Origin of the sequence: Paenibacillus mucilaginosus 3016 (genome assembly GCF_000250655.1) — a bacterium.
Classification (GTDB): Bacteria; Bacillota; Bacilli; order Paenibacillales; family NBRC-103111; genus Paenibacillus_G; species Paenibacillus_G mucilaginosus.
The window spans coordinates 4,669,935-4,690,053 of record NC_016935.1 but is presented as its reverse complement, the minus strand read 5'-3'; the positions used below and the strand labels follow the sequence as shown (position 1 = coordinate 4,690,053).

The 20,119-nt window shown below is 57.3% G+C and carries 17 protein-coding genes; all 17 read left to right on the top strand.

What is annotated here, in order from left to right:
• The first annotated feature begins 130 nt into the window (after window positions 1-130).
• The 17 genes from PM3016_RS19745 to PM3016_RS39945 all read left to right on the top strand — a co-directional run bounded on the left by PM3016_RS19745 (window position 131) and on the right by PM3016_RS39945 (window position 19,919).
• Complete coding sequence (locus PM3016_RS19745) at window positions 131-1,006, top strand: AraC family transcriptional regulator (RefSeq protein WP_014370659.1); 876 nt, start codon at window positions 131-133, stop codon at window positions 1,004-1,006.
• A 35-nt stretch (window positions 1,007-1,041) separates the two neighbouring features.
• Entirely contained in the window at window positions 1,042-1,968 is a 927-nt protein-coding gene (locus PM3016_RS19740; protein WP_014370658.1) for an alpha/beta hydrolase family protein, read from the top strand.
• A gap of 123 nt (window positions 1,969-2,091) precedes the next feature.
• Window positions 2,092-3,801, top strand: a complete 1,710-nt coding sequence (locus tag PM3016_RS19735; RefSeq protein ID WP_014370657.1) for a sensor domain-containing diguanylate cyclase — start codon at window positions 2,092-2,094, stop codon at window positions 3,799-3,801.
• Between the two features lie 40 nt (window positions 3,802-3,841).
• On the top strand, window positions 3,842-3,973 hold the full coding sequence (locus PM3016_RS40860) for a hypothetical protein (protein ID WP_014651448.1): 132 nt from the start codon (window positions 3,842-3,844) through the stop codon (window positions 3,971-3,973).
• A 190-nt stretch (window positions 3,974-4,163) separates the two neighbouring features.
• A complete protein-coding gene (locus tag PM3016_RS19730; protein ID WP_014370656.1) occupies window positions 4,164-5,876 on the top strand; it encodes a methyl-accepting chemotaxis protein in 1,713 nt (570 codons plus the stop codon).
• Between the two features lie 195 nt (window positions 5,877-6,071).
• Window positions 6,072-7,910 carry a GGDEF domain-containing protein gene (locus PM3016_RS19725; protein ID WP_016362708.1) on the top strand — a complete coding sequence of 613 codons (1,839 nt, stop codon included), beginning with the start codon at window positions 6,072-6,074 and terminating at the stop codon, window positions 7,908-7,910.
• On the top strand, window positions 7,907-8,479 hold the full coding sequence (locus PM3016_RS39960) for an extracellular solute-binding protein (RefSeq protein WP_238540259.1): 573 nt from the start codon (window positions 7,907-7,909) through the stop codon (window positions 8,477-8,479). The genes PM3016_RS19725 and PM3016_RS39960 overlap by 4 nt, the downstream gene beginning before the upstream one ends.
• Window positions 8,480-8,481: 2 nt before the next feature.
• Window positions 8,482-9,171, top strand: coding sequence for a type 2 periplasmic-binding domain-containing protein (locus tag PM3016_RS39955; protein ID WP_238540258.1), 690 nt, complete (start codon window positions 8,482-8,484; stop codon window positions 9,169-9,171).
• Between the two features lie 204 nt (window positions 9,172-9,375).
• Window positions 9,376-10,563 (top strand): MFS transporter, encoded by a 1,188-nt coding sequence (locus PM3016_RS19715; RefSeq protein ID WP_014370654.1) that lies wholly within the window; start codon window positions 9,376-9,378, stop codon window positions 10,561-10,563.
• A gap of 245 nt (window positions 10,564-10,808) precedes the next feature.
• Window positions 10,809-12,050, top strand: a complete 1,242-nt coding sequence (locus PM3016_RS19710) for an efflux RND transporter periplasmic adaptor subunit (protein ID WP_014370653.1) — start codon at window positions 10,809-10,811, stop codon at window positions 12,048-12,050.
• 20 nt (window positions 12,051-12,070) lie between these two features.
• Window positions 12,071-12,691 (top strand): TetR/AcrR family transcriptional regulator, encoded by a 621-nt coding sequence (locus tag PM3016_RS19705; RefSeq protein ID WP_014370652.1) that lies wholly within the window; start codon window positions 12,071-12,073, stop codon window positions 12,689-12,691.
• A 19-nt stretch (window positions 12,692-12,710) separates the two neighbouring features.
• Window positions 12,711-15,833, top strand: coding sequence for an efflux RND transporter permease subunit (locus tag PM3016_RS19700; RefSeq protein ID WP_014370651.1), 3,123 nt, complete (start codon window positions 12,711-12,713; stop codon window positions 15,831-15,833).
• A 305-nt stretch (window positions 15,834-16,138) separates the two neighbouring features.
• The gene (locus PM3016_RS19695; protein WP_014370650.1) at window positions 16,139-16,915 is read left to right on the top strand and encodes a TerC family protein; all 777 of its coding nucleotides are present in this window, start codon (window positions 16,139-16,141) and stop codon (window positions 16,913-16,915) included.
• A 217-nt stretch (window positions 16,916-17,132) separates the two neighbouring features.
• Window positions 17,133-17,912 (top strand): class I SAM-dependent methyltransferase, encoded by a 780-nt coding sequence (locus PM3016_RS19690; protein ID WP_014370649.1) that lies wholly within the window; start codon window positions 17,133-17,135, stop codon window positions 17,910-17,912.
• A 77-nt stretch (window positions 17,913-17,989) separates the two neighbouring features.
• Complete coding sequence (locus PM3016_RS19685) at window positions 17,990-18,823, top strand: helix-turn-helix transcriptional regulator (protein ID WP_014370648.1); 834 nt, start codon at window positions 17,990-17,992, stop codon at window positions 18,821-18,823.
• Between the two features lie 101 nt (window positions 18,824-18,924).
• Complete coding sequence (locus tag PM3016_RS39950) at window positions 18,925-19,416, top strand: quinone oxidoreductase family protein (protein WP_238540257.1); 492 nt, start codon at window positions 18,925-18,927, stop codon at window positions 19,414-19,416.
• Window positions 19,347-19,919, top strand: coding sequence for a zinc-binding dehydrogenase (locus tag PM3016_RS39945; RefSeq protein ID WP_238540256.1), 573 nt, complete (start codon window positions 19,347-19,349; stop codon window positions 19,917-19,919). The genes PM3016_RS39950 and PM3016_RS39945 overlap by 70 nt, the downstream gene beginning before the upstream one ends.
• Window positions 19,920-20,119 lie beyond the last annotated feature (200 nt).

Genomic DNA, 20,119 nt, shown 5'->3' with positions numbered 1-20,119 from the left:
AGTCAAGGGAGAGAGCGTCTCTCTTTTTTTGTTGTAGAAAATGATGAAAAATGGCCGCCTTTCGCAAAAAAAATCAAAACAAAGCGTTCCGCCTGTCGTATAGTGGACATATCTCCATGGAGGCATTGATATGAACCCTAAAGAATCCGTCATTCAGGCGGCTGCCTATATTGAAGACCATCTGCTCGATGAGCTGTCACCCGCGGAAGCGGCCGAAGCCGTGGGTTATTCGCCCTACCATTTTCACCGCATCTTCCAGTCGCTTGCCCGCTGTTCCGTCTCGGAGTACATCCGGAAGAGGAGACTGACACACGCGGCCTGCGAGTTGTTCCATACGAAGGGAAGAATCATCGAGATCGCCATGAAGTACCGGTTCGAGTCCCAGGAAGCCTTCACCCGGGCCTTCCGGAGAATGTTCGCGGTGACGCCAGGACAGTTCCGCAGGCAGAGGGATATGAAGGATACGCTGTACCGGGCGATGGAAAAGCGGCCTTTGGACGAAGCGGGGCTGCGGCATCTGCACGAAGGGATCTCCCTGGAGCCGTCCCTGGTCCGGCTGGACAATCTGCATCTGGTTGGGATCTCGATCCCCGGCGTCAATGGGGATGAAGTCGCCCGGTTGTGGCGGAGCTTCCGGCCCCGGCTGCCGGAAATCAAGCGGAAAACGGGGACGGAGGAGGTCACCTATGCGGTCATCCGACTGACCGGGGAGCAGTGGGAAGTGTCCTATACCGCCTGTGTCGAGGCGGCCGGCGAGGAGGATCCGATCCCGGCGGGCATGGCTGCGTTGACGCTGCCCGCGGCAGCTTATGCGGTATTCTCGCATAAAGGAACACTGGCCCGGCTCCCCGATACGTTCCAGTACATTTACGAAAGCTGGCTGCCCAAGTCGGGCTATGTGCGTACGGACGCGCCGGAGTTTGCGCGGTATGACCGGCGGTATCTGGGACCGGCGCACGAGGACTCTTTATTGGAGCTCTATATTCCCATTGGTCCGCCAACTTAAGGAAGCATGCAGCATTAGGAGAGGAAGAATCCGGAATGAATAACGAAGCCGAGAAAAACGACATCCGTGCAGGATGCTGCGAGGTAAAGATCACCGACCGCGCGCTTGGAATCACGTTTCCCATGACCGTCATGTATCCGGCCGATGCGCCGGAACGGACCGTCCGGCTGGGCCCGTACCCGGTGGAGGCGGCCCGGGACGCGGCACCGCAGGAAGGGAGGTTCCCGCTGGTCCTGATCTCCCATGGCTCGGGCGGTTCGCCGTATGTGTACCGCTCGCTTGCCCGGCATTTGGCCCGCAGCGGTTTTGTCGTGGGACTGCCCGAGCATCCATACAATCACCGCGGCGACAACACCTATGAAGGAACGATCCACAATCTGGCGTGCCGTCCCAGGCATCTCCGCATGGCAGCCGACTGGTTCGATCGGGATGAGGTGTTCAAAGAGCGGATCCGGCCGGACGGTTATTCGGTCATCGGACATTCGATGGGCGGGTATACCGCGCTGGCGGCGGCCGGAGGCGTCCCGACCTGCTTTCCTGACGAGAGCCCGGACGGACAGCCGCACCGCATCGACGCGGCGCGGGATCCACGCATCCGTTCCCTGGTGCTGCTGGCGCCTGCGTCCGTCTGGTTCCGCAAGGAGGGGGCCCTGAGCGGTGTCCGCCTCCCGATACTGATGCTGTGTGCGGAGCATGATCCGTTCACGCCTGCTTTCCATGCCGCCATCATTCTTCAGGCGGTGGCCGATCCGCAGAGGATTCGTTACCGGACGGTGGCGAATGCCGGTCATTTTTCCTTCCTCAGCCCGTTTCCGGCGGAAATGATCTCCCCCGCATTTCTTCCCTCGCAGGACCCGCCCGGCTTCGACCGCGTCCAGTTTCATGAAACGCTGCAGGACGAGATGACAGAGTTTCTGCTCAGTGAACCGATGGGGAGGGGAGACAACTTCCATCGAATGTAACCCGTGTTTTGATGGAAACCTGCGGGGGCATCTATACAAACAGGGGCTTCCGGGCATATAATGAGAATGTCGTTAATTGTCGAATTTAGTCATATGATGACATTCCACTGCGGGGAGTACACCATGTTCAGGAAGCTGTCCTTACGGATCAAATTTACTGCCGTACTGCTTGTTTTTTCCTTGTTCCCCCTCTTGTTTTGCATTGCGATTATGGAGAACAGGAACGGGAACTTTTTACATACCGAGATCGAACAGGGGCAGCTCATCCTCGCCGATGCGACCAGCACCAAAATGGCTGACTTGCTCAAGGGAAAAGCCGTGATGATGACGGAACTCATCCGAACCCACGCTGAACTGTTTCAAAGCGGGGAAGCGGACCGGATTATGCGAGAGCTCCGCTTCATGAAATCCATCGATCCGGATATTTTCCTCATGAGCTATATCAGTCCGGACGGACTTGCCTACCATACGACCGGTAACGTGTATGATTTGAACCTCGATCCGGAAGGCTTCGAGCTCGTCACTGGGCCGGAGGTCGACCGTGAATTGATCGAGCTGCATCCATCCGGTGAGCGCCTGATTATTGTGAAAGCCCCGATTCTGGGGACGGACGGGAAGCCGATCGGAAACCTGGCCGTCATGCTCCAAGCGCAGACCCTGCTGGAACAAATTCACGATATCTCCCTCGGGGAGACCGGCAGCGCCTACCTGCTGTCCGAACAGGGGGTGTACCTGGCACACCGTGAAGCCGGCCGGCTTGGCCAAACGATGGCGGAGACGCTTGCCCCTGAAGAGGCGGGCCGGCTCACAAGCACGTTATTGTCGGAGAAGCAAGGCGGGATCTCGTACAAAGAGAGGGACGGTACGCTGGTGGAAGGTGCCTTTTCCACGGTGGAGATGACAGGGTGGAGAGTCGTTGTGATCGGAGAACAAGGGGAGATCCTGGAGCCCTTAATCCGGTCGAGAGCCTTCACCACTACGTTCGTCCTTATTGTCGTGCTGCTCGTCGTCATCACAGGGATCTGGCTGTCCGGCTTCTTCCTTCGTTCCATCGTGGCGATGAGTGCACTGATGCGCAGGGCGGCTCAAGGGGATCTGTCCGGCCGTCTTGAGGCCGGCGGAACCGATGAGATCGACAGCTTGAAGAGGAACATCAATGAAATGCTGGATTCACTGACACAAGCATTCGACGCACGCAGCGAACTGACCCGCAAGCTGCAGCACGCGAACTCCTCGCTGGAGGAGAAGGTCAGGGAACGCACGCTGGAGCTCGAACAAGCGAACCGGTGGCTGGAGCAGCAGGCGCTGCTCGACGGGCTTACGGGGATTGCGAACCGGAAGCAGTTTACCGAGACGTCACAGCGCATGCTGGACCGTTCGGCGGAGGAAGGCGCGGAACTTGTGCTGCTGCTGCTCGATATTGATTATTTTAAAAGATACAACGATACCTATGGACATGTCATGGGAGACGAATGTCTGAAGAACGTGGCGGGGGCGCTGCAGCAGGAGGCGGAGAAGCACGGTGCCCTCGCGGCCCGGCTGGGCGGGGAAGAGTTTGCGGTTATTGCTGCTATGACGGAAGATGGCGCCGTTTCCCTGGCCGGGCACCTGGTGGAGCGGGTCCGTTCTCTGCAAATCCCTCACCGGGATTCGCAGGCGGCTCCTTATGTGACCGTCAGCTGCGGAGGCGTGATTTATTCGCCGGAAGCGGCGCAGGTCGCGCCGCCGCTCGAGACGCTCATCCAAGCTGCGGATGAGGCACTGTACAAAGTGAAGAGCTCCGGCCGAAACCATTATCTTTTTGGGGGAAGGGGACCATCTCAGGTCACGTAGAATGTTCCACGCAGATCCATATGGAACAACTGGGAACCGATTGCCGCGGCAATCGGTGACGCATCCGGAGCTGCTCGAGCGGCAGGGCTATTCCGAGGAACTGTACCGGCACTCGCTCGGTGCAGCCCAGGAGGGAGAGGCGAAGGGTTCCCCGAAGCAGGGCATGGTATGACCTGCTGAGACCTCAACCGATGGGGGCAGGAAGACCAATACACAAAGAACGGCCGCTCGGCTGGTTCGACGGCGAAGCCCTTTTATCCTGGAGAGACAAGCGGGCCCCCGAGACATTCACGATCTGACATCGGAATGCCGATATAGCTGTATGAGCAATAGACAATATACAGCCAAAAGGGGACTTCAAAGTGAAACTGCTGCGAAATTTGAGCATCATGAAGAAGCTGTTGATTATCATCGGAGTCAGTGTACTGGCTCTGGGGTCCGTAGGGTTCCTGGGACTGCAGTCCATCCGGTTCATGGCCAAGAACTCCGAGTATATGTACAAGGAAAACCTGATCCCGCTTGGGACCATCATGCAGATCCGGGTGAATGCGAGGGCAAGCGACGCTTATACCCTGGAGATGCTGACAGCCAAAGATCCGGCACGGATCAAGGAGCTGAAGGATGAAATCGCTTCGGCCTGGGAAGAGATCGATACGATGATCGGTGAAATCGACCATGGCACCTTAACGGCAGATCAGCTGGCAATCCTGGCTCAGTACAAGACTCATGCCAAGACGCTGAGCGATAACCGCGGCCGGGTCATCAGCCTTATCTCCGAAGACAAAATCACGGAAGCCTATGCCTTGTATCTGGATGTCGTCGAGGCTAACCGCAAAGCCGTGAATGACTCGCTGAAAGCACTGCAGCACTCCAATCTGAACAATGCCAGTGCCATCAATGACAGCAATCAAGCGGATTTGCATGCCATCATTACCTATGTCATTTCGATTACCGCTGTCGCACTGATCCTTCTGCTGGGGCTTGGGTTTCTCATCGCCCGCATGATCGTGAAGCCGGTTCAGGAAGTCAAGCAGCTGCTGCAGCAGGCGGAGAACGGCGACTTTACGGTCCAAGGCAGCTACAAGTCGAAAGATGAAATCGGAGAATTGACCGCTTCCTTCAATCACATGGTGGCCGGACTGCAATCGGTCTTCCGTACCGTCCAGTCTTCCTCGCACCTGGTGGCGTCGTCTTCGGAGCAGCTCAGTGCGAGCGCCGCGCAAAACAGCAAGGCCAGCGAACATATTACCGTAACGACCCAGGAGCTTGCGTCCGGTACGGAGCAGCAGGTCGGCAAGATTGAAGACAGCTCCGAAGCCATCGCGGAGATGACGAAATATACCAAGACGATTGCAGATAATACGAAGAAAATGAGGGCGGACGTCATTCATGCGTCGGAAGTATCCGCCGAAGGGAATCAGGCCATCCAGGAAGTCAGCAGACAGATGAATTCCATCAACGCCAATGTGAACGGCTTGTTTGATGCCGTGAAGAACCTCAATGAGCGTTCGAATGAAATCGAGCAGATCACGAATGTGATCTCGGGCATTTCCGCCCAAACCAATCTCCTGGCCTTGAATGCGGCGATCGAAGCGGCACGCGCCGGCGAGCATGGCAAAGGGTTTGCCGTTGTAGCCAATGAAGTGAGGAAGCTCGCCGAGCAGTCCAACAAGTCCACCGAACAGATCTCTGAGCTCATTCAGATGATTCAAAAAGATACCGCTAATACCCTGCAGACCATGGAAAAAGCATCCGGGGAAGTGATGGCCGGATTAACGGTGGTCAGTACGGCGGGGGACTCTTTCCAGAACATCAAGCAGGCCGTTCAGGGCGTGGTCCTGCAGATTGAGGGCATCTCAACGGCACTGCAGCAGCTCGCAGGCGAGACCGAGAATGTCAACTCGTCGATCCTCGAAGTCCGCACGATCGCCAAGGAATCCGCAGCAAGCTCTCAGAACATCTCTGCTTCCACGGAGGAGCAGCTTGCATCGATGGAAGAGATTACGGCTTCGTCCCAGGCCCTTGCGAGCTTGGCTGACGAGCTACAGACGATCATGAGCAAGTTTAAAATCTAGTTTGGATCTACCTCGATCCGCCGTGCTGAAGAAGCAGGGCGGATTTTTTTGACTGCTTCGATCCATTCAAAGCAGGGGCTCGCGAAGCCGATAAATCCTATATGAAACACTATTTGATAAATCCGGTATGGCCGGCAGTAGCTTCGGCCCTTATCCCTCCTGAAGGAGCATTGTAAGATGTTGTGGAACTCAGGTATGATTTCAAACAAACTGCAGCCGGCGCTCATCCTGCTCCTCCTCAGCCTGCTGGCAGACTGGTTTTCCATTCCTATGCTGTACGGCCTGCAGTATCATTTCTCATCGGTCTTTATCATACTTGCCCTCTACCTGGTTGGAGGAAGAGCGGCGATCCTGATCTCTGCGCTCGTGGCTTGGAGTAATTATTTCCTCCTGGAGATGCCGCTATTCAACTCGGGGATCGTGATCGTCGAAGCTGTTGTGCTGGCAGCGGTTGTTCGCGTGCGGAAGGGGTCCGTGTTCCTGTTCGACCTTTGTTTCTGGTTCGCTGCAGGCATGGGGACGCTTATCGGATGGTACCTTTTCACGGGGACGGCATTCCACGGGGATGTGATGCTCCACGTGTTTGGGTACAGTGTGAATGGGGCGGGCAATGCGCTGGCAGCCGAAATCGTGCTGACCTATCTGCCGATCCTGCCCTGGTCCTTTGTGCAAAGGCAGTACAAGCCGATCCCGCTGCAGCAAATCCTGGTTCACCTGGCCATCAGCGGTCTGGTATTCCCATTCATCTGCTTCATGATCGTAACCGGGATCTCCCAGAACCATATGATTAATCTTCGGGCGCATCAAATGGCGGAGTCCACCTCCAATACCATCAAAGAGCAGCTGAAATCCTGGGGAGCCATGGAGTACAGGGCTCTGGAGCTGCAGGACATCATTCAGCTCGGCAAGCTGGACGCGATGGTGGATCATAGTGCATTCCCCTCAGCCCGCGTAGTCGTATCGAATGATAACGGCGATATTCTGGCGGACAGCTCGGGGGCTGCGGAACCGAAGTGGGACTGGCGCACCGGAGGCACCATCTACCAATATGACGATTCGCTGTACCTTTGGCTGCCGGTTAAACGGCAATTCATCGAGCCTTCCGTATGGCGTGAAGCGTTCTATTTGTATGAGTCAACGGTTGATGGGGGGACAGGCATTCGCATCAGCGTAAAGATTCCGGTATCGCTGCTGCTGGCGGACGCGGAAGGGATATACACCTTGGATTTTGTCCTGATTCTGCTGTACATCCTGCTTGTCCTTAGTACGTCGAACGGGATCAGCCGGTTTATCGTGCATTTCCTGGTCAAACTGACCCATGAAACCACTGGGCTGCCGGACAAAATGACCGCTCACTTCGAAATCTCCGTACAGAACAGCCATATTATGGAGTTTGACAGACTGCATGAGAACTTCCGCCAGATGGCTCTGAAGCTGAAAGCCATGTTTGCCGAAGCGGTCCACATGAATGCCGTATTGAAGGAGCAGGCCGATCAGATCAAACAATCGGAGATCCGCTTTCAACAGCTCGCCTTCACGGATGCCTTAACGAACATTCCCAACCGGCTTTATTTTCACTCCTGCCTGAAGGAACTGCTGGAGCAGCCTCATGCTTATGGCGCGCTTCTATTCATGGATTTGAATCAATTCAAACGGATTAACGACACCCATGGTCATGAAGCCGGGGACGCGCTTCTGCAGCACGCGGCCTTACTCTTGACCCAAGCGGCCGGCGAAGGCACGGTCTGCCGTCTCGGCGGTGATGAATTTGTTATTATTCTGCCGGCCGCCGGGTCTCAAGAGATCGAGCGAACCGCGGCACATATTCTGGAACGCTTCAACGAGCCTTTGGCGTATCAGGGCCTGCTGCTGCAGCCGAGAACCAGTATCGGGATTGCCCGGTTCCCATCGGATGCCGACCGCCCTGAAGAACTGCTGAATTTGGCGGATCGGGCCATGTACCGGGCCAAACAGCGGGGAAGCGGAATCGAGTGGTATCGGGACCCGGATCGTGAAAGGGAAGGAAGAACATGAATAAGCTAGTAAAGCGGATCGCGTTGATCCTGGTTCCGGCGTTGACCGCCGCCTGCCACCAGCATGTGACCGATATGAAACGGGTGGAGCCGACACCGGCCGTTACCGTCCAGCAGGAGAATCCGTCACCATCGGAAGAACTGGTCGTCTGGTCCTTTTATGATACGAGCGAGGGCGATACGTATTTTGAATCCGTTCATAGGGGCATCAAAGTCAATTCCGTCCGGCATTCCTATGACGATATCGCCGATGAACTCATCCGGTCCGTGAACTCCGGCGAGGCGCCCGACGTCGTCATCCTGGACAGCGCTCACACGGGAAAAGTCAATGGGCTCGATATCCTGGACAATCTTCGTGATGCTCCCTACGAGGCTCAAGAATATGAAAAGCGGATTCCCGAAGGCATGCTGCCCTTATACACGAACATGGCCATGGATAAGCTGATTGCCCTTCCGACCGCCCTGCCGGCCGCAGTCACCTTTTACCGGGCAGACCTGCTGGAGGAGAACGGCTTCCCTCCGAGCCGGAAGCTCTGGCCGCTTATATCAGCAATCCGCAGCAGTGGGTAGAGATGGCGAAGCGATTGAAGGAGAAAAATGTGTATCTGTTCCAGTACTACTCGGATCCTTATGAAACGGCTGCCTTGTCCGCAGGCTATTTGAACCGGGGAATGAAGTTTGCCCGCGGCGGCCAGTCGTTTGTGGATGCCTTCTATGTCTCCCGCGAAATCCGCAGGCATGGCCTGGCCCTCCGAAGCTCGATCTGGGATACGTCCGGCCAGCAGGCCCTGCGAAGCGGTCAGCTTGCCATGCTGTACGGAGGTACTTATTTGACCGGGCAGCTGAAAAGCTGGGCTCCGGAGCTGGCCGGCCGCTGGCGGGCTGCACGGCTGCCGCTCAACCTGTTCGGCTACCGGGACGGTTCCATGATTGCCGTAACGAAGCAAAGCCGACAAAAGGAAGCAGCCTGGAAGTATATTCAGGCCACGGCTCTGCCACAGCCGAGTGACCAGCCGGGCCCGGAAGACTATCTGGGCGGCCAGGATCTGAGAGGCTTCACCCGCAGCCTCGCCCCGAACAACAGGGGGATCTTTCCTACCCCCATGGATGCAAGGCTTAGGGATCTGTGGGACAAGCAAGCCGTGGAGATTGTGGAGTCGGAGAGGCCCATCTCCGGCCAGCTGGAGGCTCTGGGGCAGCAGATGGAACAGATCACGGCTGAGGAACGGAAGATCATCAGCGACTATCTGGGCAAACCGTAAGCTGACTGTCAACCGGTATTTGATCCGCTGCCCGGTGCATCGTATGATGGAAGTATCTTTTACCTTCGGAAGGAGGGACGGCCATGCCGGACTTCGCAAGACCTCCCTGTTAATCCTTAGGAACGAACCGGGCAGCACGGGCTCCGCCGATTCGGATTGTGCTTTGAATGTCAAGCCAACCCGATGAGGAAAGGGGTTCGACCGATGAAGATTACGCACAATTTTGGGATCATGTATGCGCTCCGCTTTTTTTCCAGCCTGATCCCTGCTTATGTCATCGAGCGGCTGTACTGGCAGGAACGAGGGATGACGATTGGGATGGTCGTCTATACGGAGATCATCTATGCCGTGACGATCATCCTGCTCGAGGTGCCGACCGGCATCGCCGCCGACCGGTGGGGGCGAAAGCCGATGCTGGTGCTGGGCGCGCTGCTCGCATGCACCGAGTTCCTGCTTCTGCTCTATGCGTCAAGCTTCTGGCATTTTGCGCTGGTGGTGTTCCTCGCGGGGATCAGCCGGTCGGCCTGCAGCGGGGCGGAGAATGCGATGCTCTACGATTCGCTGATGCAGCAGGGCAAGGCCGCTTCGTTCGAACGTCAGCTCGGACTGCTGAATGTCTTCGATTTGGGCGGCGCCATCCTGGCCGCCTTGTCCGGCAGCTGGCTTGCCGGGCATTATGGTCTCGAGCTGAACTACTGGCTGTCGCTTGGCAGTGCGTCGGCAGCGCTGCTTCTGACCTTGCTGCTGATCGAGCCGCGCGCGGCGCAAGCCGGTGAGGCGCCGATGCCGTTCTCTCACTATGTCGGCGCGTCGCTGCGCTTCTTCCGCAGCCAGCGGAGTCTGGTGCCGGTTCTGCTCAGCGGGATGATGACGGGCTCCGCCGTCGGATTCATCGACGAGTTCTGGCAGCTGTATGTGGACGGGATCGGCCTACCTGTCGTTGCATTCGGTGCCGTATCCGCGGCCCTGATGCTGCTCCGCCTTCCCGGCAGCCTGCTGGCCCCTTGGCTGGTGGGCCGGGTGAGGTACCGGGTACTGCTCGTCAGCATAACTGCGGTGTTCGCCGCCGGATTCGGGGCTGCCGCGGTGAGCCGGGATGCGGCAGGTCTGGCGGCCCTTCTGGCCGTGTGTCTGTTCTCCGGCATGATGGAGCCGCTGGTGACCGGATATCTGCATCACCGTGCCGACTCATCCATGCGGGCGACGTTAGACTCCTTCCAGTCCCTCGGCCTCAATACCGTCCACATTGTGACCGGCCTTGGTTTCGGATATCTGGCTTCACGTACCGACGTGTTCGACGGTTACGGGTTCATCGCGCTGGTGTGCACTGCATTCCTCTTGTGGTTTCTGGCTGCTTCGCGGCGGATAGAGGAGGATGGGACCACCTCCTAAGTTGATCTGGTGTTAGGTATCGCTCCAACGGTTATGAACAAGGAACAGACTGCCGCTGCGGCAGCTGTTCCTTGTTTGGCTTTCCCCGGGGCAGAGGACGGAATGCCGCCATTAGGCGGCTTTTTCTTCTTATGCAGCAGAGACACCCACTCCTGTTCGTTCACATTTTTGCAGGATTGTCAGGCGGCGATCGCAGTGGTAAGATTATGACTGATTAGTCAGTCACATTTTAGTTGGGAGTGGGGATGAGCGTGAGTACTCATCATATGAAGCTGATGACCGTTATACTATCCTCTGCACTGCTGGCGGCCGGGTGCGGCGGCCCCAAAACCGGTCAACCGGCGAACGCTTCCGTTGATGCCGCCTCCAAGGTGGTACGGGCGGCGAACGTGCAGAAGATCACCTGGGAAGAACAGGCTGCGCTCGCCGGCGAAGTCACGCCGTTCCTGGAGCTCGACGTCACGTCCAAGGTCGGCGGCGACGTAACCAGAGTGCTGAAAAAAAGGGGGGATCTCGTCACCAAAGACGAAACCATCCTGGAGATCGAGAAGATCGATATGAACCGCGAGAAGGAGAAAGTGCACGCCGCCCTGGTGAGCGCCACGGAACAGCTTGATAAGGCCAGGAAAGACCTGGCCGACTCCAAGAAGGAAATCGATCTCTCCATCGCGAAAGCGGACCTCTCCCTTGCGGAGCTGGAGCGGGACTATGCCAAGCTCCGCAATCAGTATGACGAAGGCCTCATCGAGAAGAACCAGCTCCGGTCCATGGAGACCCGTCTGGAGCAGGCCAGGCTGGACCTTGAGCTGCTGCATGACAAGAAGCGGACGCTGGAGACCAGCAATCCGCTCAGCCAGGGCGAGTACCAGCTCCGGACGGCGCAGCTTTCTTTGGAAGAATGGCAGCGGTCCATGACCTATTATGATATCAAGTCGCCCATCAGCGGCGTGCTGACTTATATGCCCATGGAGGAAGGAATGACCCTGCAGCCCGGCCTGCAGGTGGGCAAGGTCCAGCAGCAGGATAAGGTCAAGATCAAAGCCCAGCTTACGGAGGCTTATTGGCAGGCTGCCCAAGGGCAGGAGAAGATGAGCTTTGTTCAGCCGGGCACCGGCGAAGCGTTCGAAGGGAAGGTCATCTATTTGTCTTCCACGGCAGACCCGCAGACGAAGACCTTCGAGCTTCAGCTGGGGGCCGAGAACCCGGAAGGCAGGCTCAAGCCGGGAACCCGGGTGCAGCTGAATCTCACCCAGTCGGCCGCAGCACCTTCAATGGCCGTGCCGATCGAAACGGTGGTGGAAGAAAACGGCGGGTCTTTTGTCTATATCGTAAAGGAAGAGCATGTGGAGAAGCGGCAGGTAGTGACCGGGCGAGTGAAAAACAAGCTTCAGGAAATTGTCTCCGGCTTGGACGGCAGTGAACGGATCGTCACGCAGGGACAGATGCGTCTGAAGGACGGAGAGCGTGTGACCGTCGCTGAACAATAAAACAAACGAGGTACGGAATCATGCCAAAAGACAATGAACTGACCAAGCAAAAACTGCTCGATGCCGCATTAGAGATGTTCACGGAGAAGGGCTACCATGAAACGAAGGTATCGGACATCGTCAAGCGGGCGGGGGTCGCGCAGGGCACGTTTTATCTCTATTTTCAGTCCAAGGAGACGATCTTCACCTCCATCATCCAACAGACCAATGAAGCGGTCCTCGAGCAAGTCGAGACGATCTTCGCCGATCAGGTGAACCCGAATATGCCAAAGGAGGAGCTGAAAAGGAAGCTGTTCGAGACGATCTCCAAATGCATGTCCCTGTACCGAAGCCACAGGGGGATCATGTATCTGCTTCGGGTGCACAGCGCGTCGCATTTTGCGGAGGCCGAGAAGGTGGCGGCGGATTGCGAGCGCAGCTTCCTCGAGATCATCATGAAGCTGTTCCGCAAGTTCAACCTGTTCCCGGACTATGACCCGTTCGAGTTCGAGGTGGCGGCCCAAGCCATTAACGGCCTGCTGAACGAAACCTGCATGCAGTATGTGATTCTGAAGGAATCGACCGAAGCGGATGTGGAGAAGATTGCCCGCGTCGTGACGGGCATGATCTATGACATGACGATCGGAAGAGAGAACGCCTGAAGCGGAGGGAAGAGCACAGATGATCGGCAAGGCACTGAGGTACCGCAAAATTACGATGATGTTCATGCTGATCGCCACCGTTGTGGGAGCCGCTAACTTCATGGGGCTGCAGCAGCGGGAAAATCCCGAAATTACAGCGACGGTAGCCAGTGTCCGCACGCTGTACCCGGGCGCGTCTCCGGATAAGGTCGAGCAGCTCGTCACGAAGAAGATCGAGGATAAGATCAGCGAGATGGATAACATCCTGAAGCTCACCTCCACCTCGCAGGAGAGCGTGTCCTCCATCGTGGTGGAGCTGGTCCCGGGTTCGGACGCGGAGCAGTCGTGGGACACGCTCCGGCAGAAGGTCCAGGCGGCAGAAGCGGATCTGCCCGATGACGCGGAGGCGCCTGTGATGAATACGAATCTGACGGAGATTTCCGAACAGATTCTGCATCTTGTTGTCGGGAGCACGGATCAATTCGAAGCCCTGAGGCCCTTGACGGAAAACTGGAAGGAGCAGCTGCAGACCGTCTCCGGCGTCTCCAGTGTAGAAGTCATCGGACTGCCCGAGCGGCAGATCCGGGTGGAGCTGAACGCGGCGAAGCTCGAGAATTACAGGCTGCACTGGGGAATCCTGTCCCAGGCCCTTCAAAATTCCAGGGAGCGCGTTCCGATCGGCACCGTGGACCAGGGCAATCAGCGGCAGTACGTACAGTTGACGGGAGAGTGGAGCTCACCAAGCGAGGTTGCCGAAACTGTGATCTACCGCAGTCCGGCAGCCGGATCGTCGCTGAAGCTGAAGGATGTGGCAGAGGTGACGCTGGCTCCCAAAAAACTGGAGCAGCGTATCTTCTATAACGGCAAGCCGGCCATCGATCTGGTGATCAAGGCGCAAAAAGGGGTCGACATTCCGGACCTGCAGGACCGCATCGATACCAAGATGGAAGCCTTGAAGCCGCAGCTGCCGAGCGATGTGGAGCTGGTATCGGCTTTCAACCAAAAACAGAATGTCCAGCACCTCTTCAACGATCTGGGGAAGGAACTGCTGATCGGCATCGCGGCTGTCATCGTCGTATGCTCACTGGGCCTAACCCTCGGCACCTCCTTGCTCGTATCCGCCGCCATTCCCTTGTCCATTCTGATCGGGCTGATCCCCATGAAGCTGTTCGGCGTAGATCTCAACCAGATCTCGATCGTGGCGCTGGTCATTGTGCTTGGGATCCTGGTTGATGATGCCATTGTGGTCAATGATAATATCGAACGCCGGCTCGAACTCGGAGATGCGCCGGCCAAGGCTTCTTTGCTGGGAAGTAAAGAAGTAGGGGTGTCCATCTTAACGGCCACCGTTGCCACGGCGTCCGCTTTCTTCCCGCTGTACTTCCTGAAAGGCAACATCGGCGACTTTATCCGGCCCATCCCGCTGGTCATCACGAGCACCCTGCTTGTATCGATGGTGATGTCCTTGACCGTCGTCCCCATTGTGCGGCAGTGGGAGCAGGAGCGCCGGCGCAAACAAGTCAGCGCTGCCGATGGGCAGAGGCGCCGCTCTCCGGGGCTTCTCGGGCGTCAGTTCCACCGGTTAAGCATCATCTATGAGAACCAGCTCAGACGGGTCATGCGCAAACCGCTGCTGACCGGCTTGATCGCCCTGGCGGTCGGAACGTCGAGCTTTGCGCTGCTGCCGCTGCTCGGCGTGCAGTATTTCCCGACAGCCGAACGGGAAGAGCTGCTCGTCGACATCGAGCTGCCGGCCGGAAGCACCTTTGCGGATACCTCGGATACCGCGGCGGCGATCGGTGCATGGATCGGGAAGCAGGCGGGCGTCAAGGAAGTCTCCGTCTATGCGGGACGTTCGGCGCCCAAATTTTATTACACCGAAATGGAGAGGTATGACAGTAAGACCGGTCAAATCCTGGCCATGATCGATCAGGAGCAGGTCCGTACCAAGGACCTGGTATCGTCCTGGCGCAAAGAGCTGTCCGCTCTGTACCCTGATGTACAGATTACACCGCGCGAGCTGGAGAATGGGCCGCCGGTCGGCGCGCCGATTGCGATTCGCCTCAGCGGTACGGACCTCACCGTGCTGCAGAAGCTGTCGGCTGAGGTCCAGGGGCTGATCAAGGACACGCCGGGAGCCGTAGATGTCAGTGATGACGTCGGCAGAGCGATTCCCACGGTGCAGATGGTGCTCGATAAGGACAAAGCGAATTACTTCGGCCTGACGGAGAAAGACCTCTCGGCCACGGTACGCTTGGCCACCGAAGGCATCAAGGTATCGGATCTGCAGTACGGCAATGAGTTGATCGATATCACGCTCTTCAGCGAACAGGGGCTTGCCGACCCGGGAGCGAACCGGGATCTGCACAATCTGCTCATCCCTTCACAGAATGGCGGGCTGTATCCCTTGAAGGATTTTGTGCAGCTGGAATCCTCCGATATGATCTCGAAAATCCTGCGGTACAATCAAATGCGTACCGTAACGGTCCGCTCTTACACGGACGGTGTCCTGCCGGCCGATCTCATGAAGGTGCTTCTTCCGAAGCTCGACGCACTGCCGCTTCCGGACGGATACACGATCAGCGTCGGGGGAGAGAATGAGGAGAGGGACCAGTCGTTTGCGGCCATCGGCCAGCTGTCGATTGTGGTTTTCATGCTGATCTTCATTATTATTGCGATCCAGTTCTACTCCTTAACGACGCCGATTCTCATCCTCTCGACGGTGTATCTAGCGCTCGGCGGAGCCTTGATCGGCCTGTTCCTGACCGGCGCACCGATCGGCTTCATGGCCCTGATGGGGGTCGTCAGTCTGTCCGGGATGGTCGTCCGCAACGGCATCGTCCTCATCGAATTCGTGGAGCAGGCCCGCGAGGAGCAGGGCCTGGATCTGAATGAAGCCATCATCGCGGCGGGCAAGGCCAGACTTCGTCCGATTCTTCTTACGGCCGCTACCGCAGTCAGCGGATTGATGCCCATGGCGATTGCGGGAGGCAGCTTGTGGAGGCCGATGGCCGTCTCCATCATCAGCGGATTGATCTATTCCACGATTCTCACCCTTGTGGTGGTGCCGTCTCTCTACCGCATCCTGGCCGGGTGGAAGCTGCGCCGCGCGGAACAGCGGCATACGCAAGAAGTGAAAGGGCCCCATTCGCTGAGTATGTGAGCGGGATCGTAAGTAATGATGTGGACGGATGTGGACGGACCCATTGCCTTCCACCATTAACCAGTTGACGGGCCTCCACCGATAACAGTATATTGATAGTAACTTCATACATCCCTCAAAGGGGAGTAGCTATCCGAACAAAGTCGTCATTCCGTGGCTTGATGCCTCCGGCTTTGTTGCAGCGTCACTTACGTTGTTAGCGAGACCTTTGCCAGTCGGCAAAGGTCTTTTGGTATTCATTCGAGAGCCCTTGCCGAACCCGGTAAGGGCTGTTTGTGTTATATCCGCTAAAGGAGAGATTACGAATGGACATGACGATTTTGCTTGAATACGGCTGGGTGCTGCTGATCCTGATCCTCCTCGAGGGGCTGCTGGCTGCGGATAACGCGCTGGTGCTGGCCATCATGGTGAAGCATTTGCCCGAAGAAGCCCGGAAGCGGGCACTGTTCTACGGGTTAGCAGGTGCCTTTGTTTTCCGCTTCGCTTCCTTGTTCATCATCTCGTTCCTTGTGGATGTGTGGCAGGTGCAGGCGATCGGCGCGGTGTACTTGCTCTTCATTGCCCTCCATCATGTGTTCCGCAAGGTGCTGGTCAAGAAAGCGGAAACCGGCTCCGGTCCGGCATGGGAGCCCGTGAAGAAAGGGGCGGGGTTCTGGACCACCGTGTTTAAGGTGGAGCTGGCGGATATCGCCTTTGCCGTCGATTCGATCCTTGCCGCTGTAGCCTTGGCTGTCGCTCTTCCGCAAACCCCGCTTCCCCGGATCGGCGGGATGGATGGAGGACACTTCCTGGTCATCTTCGCCGGCGGATTCATTGGGCTCATCATTATGCGGTTCGCCGCTTCTTACTTCGTACAGCTGCTGCAGCGCAGACCGGGCCTGGAAATCGCCGCCTTTCTGATTGTGGGCTGGGTAGGGGTCAAATTATCGGTGTATACTTTATCCCATCCGGCTCTGTCCGTCCTGCCTGAAGGATTCGCCAAGCTGCCCGAATGGAAATTGTCCTTCTATGCGGTCCTGATCCTGATTGCGCTCGGCGGCTGGTTTTTCTCCAAGGAAAAGCCCGCCGAGAGCGGACACTAAACGGGCTTCGATGCTGCAGTCCGGCCTCATCCCGATACACCGGGTGAAATCTCATGAATGAAAGCAGCAGCAATCAAAGAACGGTCCAGGGAGCTTCTTCCCTGGACCATTCTTTATAAACTGCTATTTAGTTGGACTTAGGGACTGCCGCTTGACTGGCCGCCCGAAATGCGGTTATTATGGATTCATTAAATCGTTAATTAAGGAGACTGAAACTATGTACAGCAGCCCCTCAAGCCATCACCGTGACGCAGAGGGATCTCATCATATGAAGCCTGACTTTGTTCCCAAGCCGGGCGCCGAGGTCTTGTCATTGCTGCAGCCCCAGCCGGGAGAACGCATCCTTGACGTCGGCTGCGGGGCAGGGGACCTGACGGCTGCTATCGCAGCCGCGGGAGCGGTCCCCACAGGGATTGACCTCTCGGAGGAGATCGTGGGACGGGCCATCCAGAAGTATCCCGACCTGCATTTTGAGGTGGCTGACGTCTGCCGTTACCGGACAGATGCCCCCTATGACGCCGTGTTCTCCCATGCCTCCCTGCACTGGATCCAGGATGCTCCCGCCGCTGCGCGCTCCATCTGGCTGGCGCTCCGGAAGGGAGGGCGATTCGTGGCCGAATTCGCGGGCAGCGGCAATGTCGCCAGGCTGACATCCGCCATAGAACTGGCGCTCGAAGAACACGGTTATGCGCCGGCCGGCCGGAATCCCTGGTATTTGCCCACCATTGGCGAGTACGCCAGCCTGCTGGAGCACACGGGGTTTCGCGTCACCGTGGCGCAGCACTTCGACAAGCCCTCTCCGCTCCCGGGAGGGACAGGGCTTCAGCGCTGGCTGGACAGCTTCGCCGGACATTTCTTCCCGGACGTCACTTCCGAAGACAAAGCGTCGATCTACCATGCCATCGAGGCCCAGGTGAAGCCGCATCTGGAGAGGGATGGTCAGTGGATGGCCGATACGAGCAGGATTCGGATCGCAGCCGTCAAGGGTACCGCCTGAACCATGCTATTTTATGGTAGAATTGAATTCATAATCCATCAAAGGCGGACCGATGGTGAAAAGGAGGCTGCTTCCTCATGGCGTTGGGACAGGAGAAAACAAAAATACTGGGAGACTTTCTCAAATCGCGCAGGGAACGGATGAAACCGGCTCCTGCCGACGTTGTCGGCCGGTTCGGCAGAAGAAGAACGCCGGGATTGCGCAGGGAGGAGGTCGCTCAACTTGCAGGCGTTAGCATTACCTGGTATACCTGGCTGGAGCAAGGCAGGGTAACCACCACCTCAAGGGAAGTCATCGAGAGTATCGGAAGAGCCCTGCAGCTGTCTCCGGAAGAACATCACCATCTGCTTCATTTGGCCAACTATGGCGCGGAAGGGAATACGATCCGCCACGCTGAGCAGCTGGATCCCCTGCTCCAGAGCATCATCGATCAATTGCATTATCCTGCCATCATCGCCAACCATCGGACCGAGGTCCTGGCGTTCAACAGGATGGCTTCCGAGATCATCGCGGATTTCGATGCGGTTCCCGCTGCGCAGCGCGTGATGGCAAGGTTGATCTTTATGGATCCCCGCCTGCGCGGGCAGCTTGTCAATTGGAAGGCCTTCGCCGAGTACACGGTAGGAAGATTGCGTTCGAGTTATGACCAAACCGTGGGCGATCCTTGGTTTGAGCCCTTCGTCAGGGAGATGTGCGAGAAGGACGAGGACTTTCGGACACTGTGGCGGCTGCACCATGTGCAGCAGAAGAAAGCCATCCATTACACCCTCGACCATCCCGGCGCAGGCCGGCTGCATTTTCAATTAATCTCCTTTGCTGCGATCAACGGAGATCCGAACCTGCACTGCTGTGTGTTCACTCCCGAACCAGGTACCGATACTGAACAAACATTGGCGCATTGGCCGATATGAACGGCAGCCTGTTAGTCCGGATACCTGTATAAAGGCAAACAGGCAGCCTCCTTGAATGCCGGGTATGATGAACTCATTCCCAATCCAAGGAGGCACCAACCATGAAAGCAATCATCATCGATCGGCCAGGCGGGCCTGCACAGCTGCAGCTCAGAGAGAAACCGGACCTGCAGCCGTCTCCCGGTCTGCTCACCATTGATGTGGCTTATGCCGGTGTAGGTTATTTTGAAGTGCTGCTGAGCCGCGGCGAATTCGAGTCCGTATTTCCGATGCCGCTCACTCCCGGCCTCGAAGTGTCGGGGTATGTGCGAGCCATCGGGGAAGGAGTGGAGGGCTTCTACGTAGGGCAGCCCGTTGCTTCGATGACCCTGCACGATTTGAACGGCTTCGCCTCGATGGCGAATGTGCGGCCGGAGCTGACGGTGCCGCTCGACCAGCTGGGAGCCGACCTCGACCTGGCGACGGCGGCAGCCTCGATCGTCAATCTGACCACGCCTACCTGGCCGTCAAAGATGTCTATCGAATGCGCAGAGGGGACAGCATCCTCGTTCATGCGGCCGCCGGCGGACTCGGCAGCTTCCTGGGGCAGGTAGCCAGGCGGCTGGGGGCCGGCAGAATCCTCGGCACGGTCGGAAGCGCCGGCAAACTGAACCAGGCGGCAGCCTTCGGATACGACGAAGTCTTCCTCCGGACCGATTTTGTCGAGAGAACCCTTAAGGCAACCGGACAACAAGGCGTTGATGCCGTGTTTGACCCGGTGGGGGGACCCATGCGCAAACAAAGCTTGGAGGTGCTTCGTCCGCTCGGGCAGCTGGTTGTCGTGGGCAATGCCAGTGGAGAGGAGGATATCCCCCATTCCTTTAATCAGATCTGGTTTTCAAACCGCCAGCTTGCCGGCTTTACCTTAGGCGGATACAGCGACAGCAATCCGGTGGAGACCGGGAAAGCGGCGCGGGAAGCGCTGGGGATGCTGGCAAGAAAGGAGCTCCATGCGGAGATCCAGGGCGTATACCCTCTGGAGCAAGCCGCAGCAGCCCTTACTCTCCTGGAGGAGAAGAACACGGTCGGCAAACTGGTTTTGCAGGTATCATCGTAACCCTGTCCCCTGGTGCCGCGTTCATCGTGTCCGTGGACTAAATATGCTTCAGCAGAATGCCGCCTGCATGTGCGGCATTTTTTGTTTGCTGCTTTAAAAATTACAGTACATTCTATAGTTCCCCGGGTAAACCGTTCGTGGCATCCACGTTATAATTAAAACCTGTAAAGGAGGGGGAGTCCGGACAATGGTAAGCGATT

Excerpts from the sequence above, each read along its gene's own strand:
- PM3016_RS19700 (WP_014370651.1), top strand. The coding sequence starts at position 12,711 with ATGATCGGCAAGGCACTGAGGTACCGCAAAATTACGATGATGTTCATG.
- PM3016_RS19705 (WP_014370652.1), top strand. The coding sequence starts at position 12,071 with ATGCCAAAAGACAATGAACTGACCAAGCAAAAACTGCTCGATGCCGCA.
- PM3016_RS19740 (WP_014370658.1), top strand. The coding sequence starts at position 1,042 with ATGAATAACGAAGCCGAGAAAAACGACATCCGTGCAGGATGCTGCGAG.
- PM3016_RS39955 (WP_238540258.1), top strand. The coding sequence starts at position 8,482 with ATGGCGAAGCGATTGAAGGAGAAAAATGTGTATCTGTTCCAGTACTAC.
- PM3016_RS19715 (WP_014370654.1), top strand. The coding sequence starts at position 9,376 with ATGAAGATTACGCACAATTTTGGGATCATGTATGCGCTCCGCTTTTTT.
- PM3016_RS19710 (WP_014370653.1), top strand. The coding sequence starts at position 10,809 with ATGAGCGTGAGTACTCATCATATGAAGCTGATGACCGTTATACTATCC.
- PM3016_RS39945 (WP_238540256.1), top strand. The coding sequence starts at position 19,347 with ATGCGCAGAGGGGACAGCATCCTCGTTCATGCGGCCGCCGGCGGACTC.
- PM3016_RS19695 (WP_014370650.1), top strand. The coding sequence starts at position 16,139 with ATGGACATGACGATTTTGCTTGAATACGGCTGGGTGCTGCTGATCCTG.
- PM3016_RS19735 (WP_014370657.1), top strand. The coding sequence starts at position 2,092 with ATGTTCAGGAAGCTGTCCTTACGGATCAAATTTACTGCCGTACTGCTT.
- PM3016_RS19685 (WP_014370648.1), top strand. The coding sequence starts at position 17,990 with ATGGCGTTGGGACAGGAGAAAACAAAAATACTGGGAGACTTTCTCAAA.
- PM3016_RS19725 (WP_016362708.1), top strand. The coding sequence starts at position 6,072 with ATGATTTCAAACAAACTGCAGCCGGCGCTCATCCTGCTCCTCCTCAGC.
- PM3016_RS19690 (WP_014370649.1), top strand. The coding sequence starts at position 17,133 with ATGTACAGCAGCCCCTCAAGCCATCACCGTGACGCAGAGGGATCTCAT.
- PM3016_RS39950 (WP_238540257.1), top strand. The coding sequence starts at position 18,925 with ATGAAAGCAATCATCATCGATCGGCCAGGCGGGCCTGCACAGCTGCAG.
- PM3016_RS19745 (WP_014370659.1), top strand. The coding sequence starts at position 131 with ATGAACCCTAAAGAATCCGTCATTCAGGCGGCTGCCTATATTGAAGAC.
- PM3016_RS39960 (WP_238540259.1), top strand. The coding sequence starts at position 7,907 with ATGAATAAGCTAGTAAAGCGGATCGCGTTGATCCTGGTTCCGGCGTTG.